We start from the raw sequence: 13573 nt of genomic DNA on the forward strand, positions 1-13573 counted from the left end.
CCGTGGAGGACGGGCTGTCGTCGGTTCACCGCTCGTCACCCGGACAGAGGGCAGGCGACCTCACCGCCCCGCATTCGCGGGCTGCCAGGGAACTTCCGGCCGGCGACAATCCTCCCAGCAAGACCCCCAGCCTCCTGGAGTCCCACCCTCGTGACTGCCTCCGTACGCCCGCCTGCCCTCTCCCGCCGCTCCTGGCTCCTGGTCGCCGCGCTCCTGGGCCCGGGCCTCGCCGGCGCCACGCCGTCCCCGGACGCGCGCGTCGCCCAGGCCCCCGCGTCGGAGGCGGAGCCCCGGGCCCCCACGCGCGAGGAACTCTCCCGCTACACGTGGCTGTCGAAGGACGCGCGCATCCGTTCCCTGGAGCTCGCGCTGCCCCCACCGGAGGGCTACACGCGGGTGGGCGTGGAGGCGGGCACGTTCGCCGCGTGGCTGCGGGGGCTGCCCCTGCGCGCGCCGGGGACACCCGTGCTGCACTTCAAGGGCGGACAGGTGCTGCCCGCGGACGACGCGCGCCTGGCCGCGGTGGCGGAGCTGGACATCGGCACGGCCAACCTCCAGCAGTGCGCGGACTCCGTCATCCGGCTGCACGCCGAGTGGCTGTGGTCCGCGAACCAGAAGGAGCGCATCGCCTACCGCTTCACCAGCGGGCACCTGGCCTCGTGGACGAAGTACGCCTCCGGCGAGCGGGCGAGAATCTCCGGCTCGAAAGTCACCTGGGTGAAGAGCGCGGCGGCGGACAGCTCACGCGGCGCGTTCCGCTCCTACCTGGACCTGGTCTTCATGTACGCGGGCACGTTGTCGCTGGAGGGCGCCAAGGGCCGGCCCACGAAGGACGACGTGCGTCCCGGGGACTTCTTCGTGCTGGGCGGCAGCCCGGGGCACGCGGTGCTGGTGCTGGACGTGGCGGCCGACGCGGGGGGCCGCCGCGTGGCGCTGCTGGGCCAGGGGTTCATGCCCGCCCAGGACTTCCACATCCTGTCAGGGGGAGGGGACACCGGGCCCTGGTTCCCGCTGGAGACCGACGCGGTGGCCACGCCCTTCTGGAAGCCCTTCCCCTGGACGTCGCTGCGCCGCTTCCCCTGAGCAGGGGTCGGCCGCGCGCGTGTCCAAGCGCTACGAGTGCAGCGGCAGCCGGACGCCCGAGGCCTGCGGCGGCGGCGCGGCGGGCAGCGACTCCTCCACGGAGTCCGGCTTGCGCGTCAGGTACTGCACCAGGCTGTTGTGCTTGCCCAGGTACGTGTCGAAGCGATTCACCCCGTCCTCGAGCAGCCCCGCCTGGTCCAGCGCGTCGTGCATCACCGGCAGGTTGTAGAAGGGCACGGACGGGAACGCGTGGTGCGTCAGGTGGTAGTTGCAGTTGAGCGGCGCCACGAAGAAGTTCTCCAGCAGCGTGCCCTTCACGTCGCGCGTCTCGCGCGTCTCGTCGCCCTTGGGCTCGATGTCCAGCGGGTGCTCGCCCAAGGCGCGCATCCGGAAGAAGGCCATCATCACCGTCGTCGTGGGCAGCACCCACAAGAGCAGCCAGTACATCCACGCGCCCGTCGTCACCAGCGTGGTGACCAGCAGCGCCACGTACGTCCAGTAGCGCGCGTGTTCGGCGGCGCTGATGCGCGGCTTGGCGCCACCCAGCAGCCGGCCCCAGTACGTCCAGGGCAGCACCACCTTCAGGTGGTTGGGCGCGTACAGGCCCAGCGCGTCGCCCACGAACACCGCCGCGGCGCGCAGGGGCGTGCGCGGGAAGTGCCAGGACGTGTCGTCCTGCATGGAGGCCCAGTACGGGTCCTGCTGCGTGTTGACGTACCGGTGGTGCTCCATGTGCTGGTGCCGGTAGCCCGCCGTCGTCATGTTCAGCGGGAAGGCGCACAGGAAGTCCGCCACCACGTCGCCCACCTTCCGGTTGGACAGGAAGTGGTAGTGCGCCGCCTCGTGCATCAGCGCCAGCATCGCGTGCTGCCGCGTGGCGATGATGAGCGCCGCGATGGGCCACGCCCACCACCGGTCCACCCACACCACCCCGGCGAACGCCGCCGCGATGACGAGCCACTGGGAGGCGAGCGCCCACACCGCCCGAGCATTGCTCACCCGCGACATCTCCCGGGTCAGCTTGGACAGCGTCTGGCGGTCGACGCGCCGCGCGATTTGGACATCCGCCTCGTCAACGACTTCGGCGTACATGAGGGGGCTCCTTCGTTTTACGAGCAAGCGGGGTAATCCAGGACTCTTTCTCGCAAGAACGGCCAGTATGGCAAGAAATTTCTCTCTGTAACGTACGCACGCCCTTTTCAAAGAGCTACGGGAAGTCCGAGAAAACCCCTTGGGGGTCAACAATGACTGCCATTTAAAGCCCCGCCCGGGTGTGATTGGACTCTGGTGGGAGGGATTCGGCCACTGAAGTCAGACGCCAGACATGCGCGGGGCCCTGGAGACCGATGAAGGTCCACAGGGCCCCGGGCAACGACATGGAGGCGGTCACGCGCGAGGCGTGAGCGGGCTCAAGGCGTGGCGTCCCACTCCACCTTGAGGTGTCGCATCTGGCGCAGGACGATGCTCTGCCACGTGCCGTAGTCCTGGTTGGGGACCAGGCGCGGGGCGGGCACGGCCTCCACCAGGAGGCGGGTGGTGATCTGCGTCTGGAGGCGGGCCAGGGGCGCGCCCAGGCAGAAGTGGATGCCGCGGCCGTAGGTGAGGTGCTGGGGCGGCTTCTCGCGGTCCACGTCCAGCTTGTTCGCGTGCGGGCAGAGCGACTCGTCGCGGCTGCCGGCGCCGTACAGCAGGAGCAGCCGCGAGCCCGCGGGCAGGGGGATGCCGCCCACCTCCACGTCCTCCAGGGCGGTGCGAATCATGGCGTGCTGGACGGAGTCGAAGCGGCTGCCCTCCTCGATGAACTTGGGGATGAGCTCCGGGTCCTCCCGCAGACGTCCCCACAGGCCGTGCTCGAGCGCCAGCTTCCACGTGTTGGACATCAGCGCCGTGGTGGACTCGTGGCCGGCGGACAGGAAGGACGCGCCGATGGCCATCACCAGCTCGTGCACGCTCAGCGCCTCGCCGTCCGCCTCCACCTCCACCAGGTAGCTGGTGAGGTCCTCACGGGGCGCCTTGCGCCGCTCCTCGATGAGGTTGACGCAGTAGCGCTGGAACTCCAGCACCCCGCGCGCCATCTCCGGCTGCTTCTCCGCGGGCACGTGCTCGAAGGTGAGCGACTGCCAGTCCGCGCTCCACTTTTTTATCTTCCACACGTCCTCCTGGGGCACCCCCATGACGCCGAGGATGACGTGGGCCGGCAGCGGATAGGCCAGCTGCTCCACCAGGTCCGCGTGCCCGTCCTTGGCGAAGCGGCCAATCAGCTCGCGCGCCATCTTCTCGATGAAGGGCTCCATCCCGGCGATGCGCTGCGAGGTGAAGCCCCGGTTCATCAGGCGCCTCAGGCGCGTGTGGTCCGGCGGGTCCATGCCCAAGAGCACGTGGGCGATGGGAAAGCCCTGGGAGAGGATGGCCTTGGCCTCCTCGGTGAGCTGGGTGCCGCTCACCAGCATGTCCCGGTTGGAGAAGCGCGTCGTCTCCTTGAGGACCTGGAGGATGTCGTCGTGGCGGCTGACCAACCACATGCCGAGCATGGGGTTGAAGCTGACGGGCTCCTCCTTGCGCAGCCGCTCGAAGAACGGGTGGGGGTTGTCCACGTGCGGCCCCGCGAAGGGGTTGTACTGGGCGCCCAGGTGGGGGCAGCGCCCTGTCGGGGCGTGGGCCGGGACTCCGGTCTCTTCCTGCTTCTGAACCGTCACAGGCATGGCGTCACTCGCAGTTCGAGCGCGGGCCCCCCAGCTCACCGCTCGGACATGGGTTGATTGAGGCGTGGGGCACAGCCGGTCCGGAGCCAGGACGAGGGAATTACCGGGCGAGATGGAGGCTCTGGAGTGACCGCCTATACAACGTTTCCCGACTATTAAGCCAGTGGGGGAGGATTTTTATAGTACAGCTGGTCCCTGCCAACAGCACGAAGGTGCAGTATTCCTGAAATATGCCGGATTCCGGACGACTGGGGGGCCCCGTTGGGCATGAAGTGGCTCGGATTCTGAGAAATGGGGAGGCGGAGCCGGGACGACCGGGGAGCGCGAGCGGGCTCGACCGCGGTGTCACGAGGGGCGGCTGCGGGGGCCCCGGGGAGGGGCCGCCACGAAAGGCAGACGGACGGCGGGTGCGGTGGGCGGGGTGCTCAGCCGCTCTTGCGGACGTTGGAGCGGCGCTGCTGCTCCACCCAGGCGCGGGCCTCGTCCATCGTCTTGACGAACTCCGTCTTGAACTCGGTCTTGCCGGTCAGGAACATGCCCAGGGAGATGACCTTGCCGAAGGTCTGCTGGACCATGTCCGCGCCCACGTAGACGCAGCCCTTGAACCACTCGGGCTTGCTGTTGTCGGACAGGTAGCGGCGCGCCTCCGCCTGGAGCTGCGAGTTGCCGATGTCCGCAATCATGAAGTAGGGGCCGGCCTTGGCGACCGAGCTGTAGATTTCAACGGCCCGCTTCATGTCCTCCAGGTTCAGCAACCCGCTGAACACCGCCACCAGCACGTCCTGCTGCTCGTGGCGAATCTGGTGCGTCCCGAACTTCCATTCCTGTTGCTGCATGGGCACTCCCTATGGGCTGGCCACACAAGCATACCGCCCGTGGCCAACGGGAGCGAGAATCCAGTCTTCCCCTTCAAACCACGACTTTCGGACGACCCTGGGTCTGGAATGGAACAGCGGGGGTGTCGAGCGGCACACACCCGAGGCCCTCGTCTCAGCCCGCCTTGCGCTGCTGTCGGGCGCGGTGCTGATCGACCCAGGTGCGCGCGTCCGCCAGGGTGTCGACGAAGGTGGTGTCGAAGCTCGTCTTGCCCGTGTAGAGCATGGCGAGCGAGATGGCCTTGCCGAAGGTCTTCTGGACGATGTCCGCGCCCACGTAGACGCAGCCCTTGAACCACTCGCTCTTGTTGTTCTCGGAGAGGTAGCGGCGGCCGGCGGCCTCGATTTGGGAGCGGCCGATTTCCGCGACGATGTAGTAGGGGCCGAGAATCGTGAAGAGCTCCGCGTAGACCTCGGAGGTGCGCTTCACGTCATCGAGGGTGATGGGGCCTTCGAAGACCGCCACCGCCATGTCAGCCGATTCGATGCGAACGCGGTGCGCGCTGAACTTCCACTCCCGAGGCTTCTCCGCCATGTGTTCCCCCACCCAGAGGTCCTGTCTGTCCGAAGAATAACGCCCGCTCCCGGGCGGAAGGCAAACAGACGTCCCGAGTTGTGTGCCCGAAGTTCCAGGGAGACGTTTTTCTCCACATGCACACGAATTACATGGTGCCGGGATGTTCGGGTGAGAACGGGGGCGGTGCGGGTGTGTTGACGGTGGGGGAGTGGGAGGGGCTCATGCCGGGTTCCCATGGTTCGCCCGCTCTTCTTCTCGCTCGTGCTGGGGCTTGTCTTCGTGTCGCTGGGGTGTCGGCGCGGGGAGGGTGAGCGCGAGCGGGGGGCGCGGCTGGTGTTGAAGTATCAGCCGCTCTGGGGGCCGCCGGAGCCGTTCCGGGCGCTGTTGGCGGACTTCGAGGAGGCGCACCCCGGGGTGACGTTGGTGACGGAGGCGTTGCCGAACTCGTCGGACCTGGCGCACCAGTTCTTCCTCACGTCGTTGGAGGGAGGGGCGGCGGACTTCGACGTGCTGGTGGCGGACGTGGTGTGGGTGCCGGAGTTCGCGCGCGCGGGGTGGATTGCGGACCTGTCGGAGGCATTTCCTCCCGAGCGGCTGCGCGAGGAGTTCCTGCCGGGGCCGGTGGAGGCGGTGGTGGTGGACGGCAGGACGTACGCGGTGCCGTGGTACCTGGACGTGGGGGTGCTGTACTACCGGACGGATTTGGTGCCTCGGGCGCCGCGCACGTACGCGGAGCTGGAGCGGTTCGCGTTGGAGGCGAAGGCGAAGGTGCCGGGGATGCAGGGCTTCGTGTGGCAGGGGCGGCAGTACGAGGGCCTGAGCTGCAACGTGTACGAGGCGCTGTGGGGGCACGGTGGGCAGGCGTTGGGGGAGGACGGGCGCGTGTTGTTGGACACGGAGGCGGGGCGCGAGGCGCTCGGGTATCTGCGCGGGTTGCTGACGCGCGGGGTGTCTCCGGAGACGGTGATGGGGTTCGGCGAGGAGGAGGCGCGGCGCGTGTTCCAGGAGGGGCGCGCGGTGTTCATGCGCAACTGGCCGTATGCGTGGAGCGAGGCGCAGAAGGAGGACTCGCCCATTCGCGGGAAGGTGGGCATGGCGCCCCTGCCCACGGTGAGTGGGGAGCCTGGGTTTGGAACGCTGGGCGGGTATCAGCTCGCGGTGAACGCGAGCGTGTCACCGGAGCGAAAGAAGCTCGCGGAGAAGCTCATCGCGCACCTGACGTCGCCGGAGGCGAACCTGGTGCTGGCGGTGCACTACGCGCGCAACCCGCCGAGAGCGGCGGTGTATGACGATGCGAGGCTGAAACAGGGCTCACCATTCATCGCGAGCCTGCGCGAGATGGTGGAGCGCGCGCGGCCCCGGCCGGTGACGCCGTACTACAACCTGATTTCGGATGTGTTGCAGAGCGAGTTCTCCGCGGCGGTGGCGGGGATTCGCACGCCCGAGGAGGCCTTGGGGCGCGCGCAGAAGCAGGTGGACCACCTGATGGGGGAGGGGCGATGAGCGGGCCGGTGCGTGGCTCCCTGGAGCGGGAGCGGAGGCAGGCGTACTGGCTGGTGGCGCCGGCGGTGGTGGTGCTGGCGGGCGTGGCGCTGTACCCGATTCTCGCGGCGGTGTGGCTGAGCCTGCACCGCTTCATCCTGGTGTTCGGCGAGCGGAGGTTCGTGGGGTTGGGGAACTACGCGTACCTGCTGGGGGACGCGCGGTTCTGGGCCGCGTTGGGGAACACGGCGTACTTCACGGCGGTGGCGGTGACGGTGGAGCTGCTGCTCGCGGTGCCGCTGGCGCTGTTGCTCCAGAAGTCGTTCCCGGGGCGGGGCTTGTTGCGAGCCTCGGTGCTGGTGCCGTGGGCGATTCCCACCGTGGTGAGCGCGAGGCTGTGGGCGTGGATGTTCAATCCGGACTACGGGCTCATCAACCGCTTGCTGCTCGGGCGGGACATCAACTGGCTGGGGGCGCCGGGGTACGCGCTGCACGCGGCGATACTGGTGGACGTGTGGAAGACGACGCCCTTCGTGGCGCTGTTGGTGTTGGCCGGGCTGCAAGGGATTCCGGAGGACTTGTACAAGGCGGCGCGGGTGGATGGGGCGTCACCGTGGCGAATCTTCCGGTCGATAACGCTGCCGCTGCTCAAGCCGGCGCTGCTGTTGGCGGTGTTGTTCCGCTCGTTGGATGCGTTCCGGGTGTTCGACGCCATCTATGTGCTGACGGAGGGGGGGCCGGCGAACACGACGGAGACGTTGAGCATCTACGCGTACAAGACGCTGATGCGCTCGGGGGACTTCGGGTACGGGAGCACGTTGTCGGTGGCGACGTTCCTGTGCGTGGTGGTGCTGGCGGCGGTGTGGCTGCGGCTGTTGGGGCGTGAGGAGCGGGCGCGATGAGACAGCGCGTGGGGTTGGGGACGGCGCTCGCGGTGGTGGCGTTCCTGACGTTCTTCCTGGGGCCGTTCTTCTGGCAGGTGCTGACGAGCCTGTGGCCGGACGGAGAGCTGACCCGGCCGTGGCCGTCGCACCTGACGTGGGACAGCTACGCGAGCGTGCTGTGGGGGCGGCCGTTCCTGCGGGTGGTGGTGAACTCGCTGGTGGTGGCCGCGCTGACGACGGGGTTCTGCCTGGTGGTGGGCTCGGCGGCGGCGTTCGCGTTGGCGAAGCTGGAGTTCCGAGGGAAGGGGTTGTTGTTGAGCGCGGCGTTGGCGGTGAGCATGTTCCCGCCGATCGCGACGGTGAGCCCGCTGTATCTCATCCTGCGCGCGGTGGGGCTGAGGGACAGTCTGGTGGGACTGGCGTTGCCCTATGCGACGTTCGCGATGCCGTTGACCCTGTGGGTGCTGACGTCGTTCTTCAAGCAGTTGCCGGATGAGTTGTATCGGGCGGCGAGGGTGGACGGGTGCACGCCGTTCCAGGCGTTCCGGAGGGTGCTGTTGCCCTTGGCGGCGCCGGGGCTCGCGACGACGGCGATATTGGTGTTCATCTTCGCGTGGAACGAGTTCCTGTTCGCGCTGACGTTCCTGACGACGCCGGAGAAGCGCACGGTGCCCGTGGCCATCAGCCTGTTCGCCAGCGAGTACCGTGAGCCGTGGGGAGAGATTGCCGCGGCCTCCGTGGTTGCGACGCTGCCCCTGGTGGTTCTGACGGTGCTGTTCCAGCGGAGGATTGTGTCTGGGCTCACCGCAGGGGCGGTGAAGGAGTAGGGAGGACGGGGTGGGAGAGACCCGCCCCCGTGTGGGGATTTCTCGCGTGGGGCCTGGCGGAGTAAATCCTTTCGCATCCCATGCTCAGTGCTCCGTCGTCCCAGGTTGGCCCGTTCCGGTTGCTGAGGCGGTGTGGCTCCGGAGGCATGGGCGAGGTGTTCGAGGCCGTCAACGAAAACACCGGGCAAATGGTGGCGTTGAAGCTGCTGTCCAAGGAGGCGTCGCGGGAGCCGCAGGTCGTCGCGCGCTTCCTCCAGGAGGGGCGCGCGCTGGTAAAGCTCAACCTCCCGGATGTGGTGCGAGCCTTTCATTGCGAGAAGCAGGCGGACCAGGTGTTCCTGGTCATGGAGTTGCTCGAGGGCCAGAACCTGCGGAAGTGGATGGACGGGCACTCGGGACGCGTGCCGCGTGAGACCGCCTTGGCCCTGTGCGCCCATGTCGCGCGAGTGATGGCGGAGATCCACGCGAAGGGCATCGTCCACCGGGACCTGAAGCCGGAGAACGTGTTCCTCTGCACCGACGCGAGCGCGGCCCTGGGCTATCGGGTCAAGCTGCTGGACTTCGGTATCGCCAAGCTGCCTCCGTACCGTGATGACGGAGTCGCCGCGACCCTGGTCCATACGCATGAGAACGTGCTCATCGGGACCTATCACTACACGGCACCGGAGCAGCTCAGGAGCGCCTCATCGGCGAAGGTCTCCGCGGACGTCTACTCCCTGGGGGTGATGCTGTTCGAACTGCTGGCGGGGCAGAAGCCCTTCGAGTCGAAGGAGATGGTTGAGGTCATCTCCGCGCACGTGAACACGCCGCCGCCCGCCCTGGGGCAGCTCGTGCCGACGATTCCGGGAGCGCTTGCCACCTTCGTGGCGTCGATGCTCGCGAAGTCGCCCGAGGAGCGCCCGACGATGGCGCGGTGTCGGGACATGCTGCTTCGTCCCTGGGCGCAGGAGCAGGACGTCTGTCCCGTGCCGGGGTTGGCGGCCTTCAATGAGGCGCAGGCGGAGCTGTTCTTCGGGCGCGGTGCAGAGACGCGCAGGGTCCTCGAGTACCTGGACGAAGCACGCTCGGGAGGGCGGCGCTGGGTCTCGCTGGAGGGGCCGAGTGGCGTGGGCAAGTCCTCGCTGCTCCATGCGGGCGTGCTGCCGAGGCTTCGTGAGCCATCTCCGCCAGGGCTGCCGCGCTGGGTGGTCGTCGTGGCGAGGCCGTCGTATGAGCCGGTGCGGAGCCTCGCGAAGGCGCTCGTGACGGCCTTCCCAGCGCAGGAGGTCGACGCGGTGGAGCGAGGGCTGCGACGCGGGCCCGAGGGCCTGCGAGCCTTCGTCCAGACGAACGTCCCTGAAGACAGCCTGATGCTGCTGGTCGTGGAACCCTTGGAGGAACTCTTCACCTCGGGGAGTGCCGAGCAGTCAGTGCTGGATGGGCTGCTGGTCACGGCCTTGTCCCAGGAAGGGCGGCTGCGGCTGCTGACGTGCTTGCGCAGCGACTTCCTGCACCGGCTGGAGCAGTTGCCGAGGCTTCCCCACCAGCTTCAAGAAGCGATGCGCTTCCCGCTCTTGCCGATGGACGAAGCGGCCCTGAAGGAGGTCGTCGATGGGATGGCGCGTCAGGCGGGGATGCAGCTCAGTGAAGGATTGGCGGAGCGGATGGTGCGCGACGCGAAGGGAGAGGGCGGCGGGCTGCCGTTGCTCGGGCATGCGCTGCGCTCACTGTGGACCTTGAGCGGTGGTGCGCCCCTGACGCACGAGCACTACGACCGGATGGGAGGCGTGGGCGGCGCGCTGTCCCAGCAGGCGGAGCAGTTGCTGGCGAGCCTGGGCGAGCAGGGTCGGGAACGTGCGAAGTGGATCCTGCTGTCCCTGGTCCAGGTGGGACGTGGCGTGCAGGACACGCGGCGGCCTCGCCCCAGAAGCGAGGTGTTGGTGGAGGCTGGCGGGGATGCTCGCACCGAAGAGGTGCTGCTTCGCCTCAGTGGGCTGTCCGGAGTGGCGGGTGGCGAGCCCGGACCTCGGCTGGTGCTCCTGTCCGGAGGCCCCGAGGTCGAGTCACAGCGCGTGGACCTGGTGCACGAGACGCTGTTGCAGCGGGTCCGCCCGCTCGTCGCGTGGCTGGAGGAGGAGCGGAAGGACCTGGAGGTGAGCGCGGACGTCGAGGTCGCCGCGCGGAGCTGGGAAGAAGCGAAGTGGCCGAATGAAGGGCTTCCGCAGGGGACGATGCTTGCGCATTACCAGAAGGGCGTGAGCACCTCCGGGCGGGGTGTGCGCCGGCTGAGTCCTCGCGCGAACGCGTTCCTGCGGGCCGCGACCTGGCTGGAGTGGCGTGGGGTGTGGACCCGCCGCGCAGGGGTGGCCACGGCTTTGTTGGCCGTGGTCGTGATGCTCGGAGTAACGGTGCAGGCGTGGGAGCAGCGGGAGCGCGCCGACCAGAACCTCCATCGCATCATGAACTCCGCGGAAGGCATCGTCTCCGATGCGGACTGGGAGCTGAGCTGGATTGCGAACACGCTCGAGGTCCGGCGGGCGTTGTTGCGCGGCTTGTCAGCCTCGCTGGAGGGCTTCTCCGCGGAGGAGCAGGAGCGGCGAGAGGTCCTCTGGCAGCGCATCAGTCTGGCCCACCGGATGGCCGACCTGAGCTTCCTCAATGACACGCTCCATGTCGCGGGCGAGCACCTCCGCCACGCCAGGAGCCTCCTGACCCAAGGTGAGGCGCTTGGTTTTGGAGACGAGGGTTACCGCATGCAGTGGGCCTTCAATCACTCGAAGCAGGGCAAGGTCGACCTGGCGGCAGGGCGACTGTCCGAAGCGCGAGCCCTCTTCCTTCAATCCGTCGAGTATTTCGAAGCTCAGCGCGCTGCTGAGCCTCGCTCGGTCTCTGGAGACCGGGACTCCGCGGTGGGCCTCAGCGAGCTGGCGGACCTGGAGCTTGCCGAGGGACGCGCGGGCGAGGCCCTGCGTTGGCTCGAACGCGCCGTTCCGCTGTTCTCCACGCAGGACCCGGATTACGGCGCGGCCCTGTACGCGCAGGGCCTGGCGTATCAGGCGGAGGTGATGCGACGGGCGGGGCGCCTCGCGGACGCACGACCTCGATTGGACGAGGCGATGAGACTCATGACCGAGGAGGTGAACGCCCACGGTGGAGACCAGCACCGCAAGTGGATGCTGGGATGGGTTCGACTCTGGAGCGCGAGGTTGGCGGTGGCGGAGGGGCGCGGGGTGGATGCAGGGGTGGGTTATGCGGCTGCGGTGACTTCAGGGCGCGAACTGGTCAGGGGCGAGCCCACGAGCAAGCGATTTGCCCTGGCGCTCCTGGAGGCCCTGCGCGGGGCCGAGGCGTTGGCGCTTCGGCGAGAAGACGCTGACCAGGCGAAGGCATTGCGAAATGAGGGATGTGCGCTGGTTCATGAGTTCGTCGCGCGCGACCCGGAGGACGTGCGCTTCAAGGCCCTGGCGTGCGAGAGTTTCAAACCGTGACGTGGGGGATGCGCATGGCCAAGCCTTCTTTGTCGGAGTGGTCTTTCGAGGCGCTGTTGATTCGTGTTCGTGATGGCGATTCGTCGGTGCGTGACGAGCTGGGGCGTCGCTGCCTGCAGCAGGTGGAGCAGTGGACCAAGTCACAGCGTTCTCAGGTCGAGAAAGCGGGAGCGCGCCCCTCGGATCTCACTCAGGACTCCTTGTTGAAGGCCTTCCAGCATCTCGAGAGCTTCAAGGGCTCCACGGAGAAGGAGTGGTGGGCCTGGCTCCGCCGCATCGTGGCGAATGAGGCGGTCGGGACGTATCGACACAGCAGGCGGAAACAGCGTGACGTGTTGGAGACGATTCCCTTGGACTCGGAGGATGCGCTGAGCGTCAAGGCGCCAGGTGCCACCCCGAGCCACGTGACGGCTGTCCAGGAGGAGTGGCGGCGCCTGCTCATGGGCCTGCAACAGTTGGCGGAGCATGAGCCGGACCAACAGCGAGCCCTGACGCTGTGTTACCTGGAGAACCAGCCCAGGAAGGATGTCGCCGAACTCATGGGCAGGACTGTCCGCTCCGTGGAGGGACTCGTGGCGCGTGGTGGTCAGGCGCTGTGGCGCTTCATGACCGATGAGCCGGATTCAAAGGACCCGCACTCCACCGAGGCCGCAGCGATGTTCAACGAGGTGGATGCCGCCATCTCCAGGTATCTGCGGCTTCTGGAAGCTGGAGAGCGGGTGGAGGTCGACGCATTCGTGATGCAGCATCCTGTCTGCGGGCGCGAACTCCGAGGCATCCTCCACTCGATGGAGCGATTGCGTGCACTGGACCCGGCCAGGACGTCTTGATGCTGGCGCCTGGTTCACGGGCAGGCGACTACGTCATTGTCCGCCTCGCGGATGTGGGAGGAGCGAGCAATGTCTATCTGGCGCGCCATCTCCAGAGTGGCGCCCATGCCGCGGTGAAGGTTCCGAGCGCGAGCGCGAGCCTCCAGCAGGAACTGGTGGCCCGCTTCCACAACGAGGCCCAGACGCTCCTCGAACTCCAGCACTTCTATCTGGTCAAGGCGCTCGCATTCGGGGTGCTCACGGATGAAGGGCTTCCGTTCCTGGTCTTGGAGTGGCTTCCCACGAGCCTCCACGCGCTGCTTCGACAACAAGGAGGTCGACTCTCGTTGGGCGATGGGCTCCAGGTGCTCCGACAGCTCGCGAACGTCTTCTGTTTCCTTCATGGGCGTGGCGTCATCCATCGTGACCTGAAGCCGGAGAACGTATTGCTCGCCAACGCGCTGCCAGGGGCGTTGGAGGTGCGGCTCGCAGACCTGGGATTGGCCAGGCTTGTCCCAGAGGAAGGTGCGCCTCATCCGCCGCTCCCTGTGTCCACGGCTCGGGGCGCCTTGTTCGGGACGGGCGAGTACATGGCTCCAGAACAGTGGGGCACCCCCAAAGGGGTGGATGCGAAAGTCGACGTCTATTCGTTGGGGGCACTCGCCTTCCATCTGTTGGTAGGGGAACCACCGTTCGGCTCGGGGGCGCTCCCTGGCTTGAGCTTCAACCACATGGTCCGGCCCCCTCCCTTGGACCGATTGGAGGGCCTGGCCTCTGAATCACTCCGGACACTGGTCGGGGCGATGCTCGCGAAGGTCGCCAGCAGGCGCCCTTCCATGCGGGACGTCCTCCTGGCTCTGGAGAACCTTGAGGCCTGACCCGCGAGGGATGGTGGCGGGTCCTGGCGTCTCTCCTCCTGGGTGTCCT

At 67.7% G+C, this 13573-nt stretch carries 11 protein-coding genes; 7 read left to right on the top strand and 4 right to left on the bottom strand.

The features are described from left to right. Positions 1-150 precede the first annotated feature (150 nt). The gene (locus LXT21_RS27940) at positions 151-1083 is read left to right on the top strand and encodes a DUF4846 domain-containing protein (protein ID WP_407667063.1); all 933 of its coding nucleotides are present in this window, start codon (positions 151-153) and stop codon (positions 1081-1083) included. Between the two features lie 30 nt (positions 1084-1113). On the opposite strand, the gene LXT21_RS27945 is transcribed toward LXT21_RS27940, so the two are convergent. The 4 genes from LXT21_RS27945 to LXT21_RS27960 form a co-directional block, all read right to left on the bottom strand. After that, positions 1114-2175 (bottom strand): fatty acid desaturase family protein, encoded by a 1062-nt coding sequence (locus tag LXT21_RS27945; RefSeq protein WP_254041240.1) that lies wholly within the window; start codon positions 2173-2175, stop codon positions 1114-1116. Positions 2176-2492: 317 nt separating this feature from the next. Further along, positions 2493-3785: a cytochrome P450 gene (locus LXT21_RS27950; RefSeq protein ID WP_254041241.1), complete on the bottom strand. Its 1293-nt coding sequence runs from the start codon at positions 3783-3785 to the stop codon at positions 2493-2495. A gap of 425 nt (positions 3786-4210) precedes the next feature. Continuing rightward, positions 4211-4621 carry an STAS/SEC14 domain-containing protein gene (locus tag LXT21_RS27955; protein WP_254041242.1) on the bottom strand — a complete coding sequence of 137 codons (411 nt, stop codon included), beginning with the start codon at positions 4619-4621 and terminating at the stop codon, positions 4211-4213. 154 nt (positions 4622-4775) lie between these two features. Further along, the gene (locus LXT21_RS27960; protein WP_254041243.1) at positions 4776-5195 is read right to left on the bottom strand and encodes an STAS/SEC14 domain-containing protein; all 420 of its coding nucleotides are present in this window, start codon (positions 5193-5195) and stop codon (positions 4776-4778) included. A gap of 216 nt (positions 5196-5411) precedes the next feature. Between LXT21_RS27960 and LXT21_RS27965 the strand changes: the two genes are divergently transcribed. The 6 genes from LXT21_RS27965 to LXT21_RS45685 all read left to right on the top strand — a co-directional run bounded on the left by LXT21_RS27965 (position 5412) and on the right by LXT21_RS45685 (position 13524). Continuing rightward, positions 5412-6680 (top strand): ABC transporter substrate-binding protein, encoded by a 1269-nt coding sequence (locus LXT21_RS27965; RefSeq protein WP_254041244.1) that lies wholly within the window; start codon positions 5412-5414, stop codon positions 6678-6680. Beyond that, positions 6677-7561, top strand: coding sequence for a carbohydrate ABC transporter permease (locus tag LXT21_RS27970; protein ID WP_254041245.1), 885 nt, complete (start codon positions 6677-6679; stop codon positions 7559-7561). Before LXT21_RS27965 ends, LXT21_RS27970 begins: the two co-directional genes overlap by 4 nt. Beyond that, positions 7558-8370: a carbohydrate ABC transporter permease gene (locus LXT21_RS27975; protein ID WP_254041246.1), complete on the top strand. Its 813-nt coding sequence runs from the start codon at positions 7558-7560 to the stop codon at positions 8368-8370. Before LXT21_RS27970 ends, LXT21_RS27975 begins: the two co-directional genes overlap by 4 nt. A gap of 80 nt (positions 8371-8450) precedes the next feature. Continuing rightward, the gene (locus LXT21_RS27980) at positions 8451-11837 is read left to right on the top strand and encodes a serine/threonine-protein kinase (RefSeq protein WP_256572058.1); all 3387 of its coding nucleotides are present in this window, start codon (positions 8451-8453) and stop codon (positions 11835-11837) included. A gap of 14 nt (positions 11838-11851) precedes the next feature. Then, positions 11852-12667: a sigma-70 family RNA polymerase sigma factor gene (locus LXT21_RS27985; protein ID WP_254041248.1), complete on the top strand. Its 816-nt coding sequence runs from the start codon at positions 11852-11854 to the stop codon at positions 12665-12667. After that, positions 12667-13524, top strand: a complete 858-nt coding sequence (locus LXT21_RS45685) for a serine/threonine-protein kinase (RefSeq protein ID WP_407667064.1) — start codon at positions 12667-12669, stop codon at positions 13522-13524. Before LXT21_RS27985 ends, LXT21_RS45685 begins: the two co-directional genes overlap by 1 nt. Positions 13525-13573 lie beyond the last annotated feature (49 nt).

Source organism: Myxococcus guangdongensis (assembly GCF_024198255.1).
In the GTDB taxonomy this organism is placed as follows: Bacteria; Myxococcota; Myxococcia; order Myxococcales; family Myxococcaceae; genus Myxococcus; species Myxococcus guangdongensis.

Coding starts and splice junctions, on each gene's coding strand:
- LXT21_RS27985 (WP_254041248.1), top strand. CDS start 11,852: ATGGCCAAGCCTTCTTTGTCGGAGTGGTCTTTCGAGGCGCTGTTGATT.
- LXT21_RS27980 (WP_256572058.1), top strand. CDS start 8,451: ATGCTCAGTGCTCCGTCGTCCCAGGTTGGCCCGTTCCGGTTGCTGAGG.
- LXT21_RS27975 (WP_254041246.1), top strand. CDS start 7,558: ATGAGACAGCGCGTGGGGTTGGGGACGGCGCTCGCGGTGGTGGCGTTC.
- LXT21_RS45685 (WP_407667064.1), top strand. CDS start 12,667: ATGCTGGCGCCTGGTTCACGGGCAGGCGACTACGTCATTGTCCGCCTC.
- LXT21_RS27945 (WP_254041240.1), bottom strand. CDS start 2,175: ATGTACGCCGAAGTCGTTGACGAGGCGGATGTCCAAATCGCGCGGCGC.
- LXT21_RS27960 (WP_254041243.1), bottom strand. CDS start 5,195: ATGGCGGAGAAGCCTCGGGAGTGGAAGTTCAGCGCGCACCGCGTTCGC.
- LXT21_RS27955 (WP_254041242.1), bottom strand. CDS start 4,621: ATGCAGCAACAGGAATGGAAGTTCGGGACGCACCAGATTCGCCACGAG.
- LXT21_RS27950 (WP_254041241.1), bottom strand. CDS start 3,785: ATGCCTGTGACGGTTCAGAAGCAGGAAGAGACCGGAGTCCCGGCCCAC.
- LXT21_RS27965 (WP_254041244.1), top strand. CDS start 5,412: ATGGTTCGCCCGCTCTTCTTCTCGCTCGTGCTGGGGCTTGTCTTCGTG.
- LXT21_RS27970 (WP_254041245.1), top strand. CDS start 6,677: ATGAGCGGGCCGGTGCGTGGCTCCCTGGAGCGGGAGCGGAGGCAGGCG.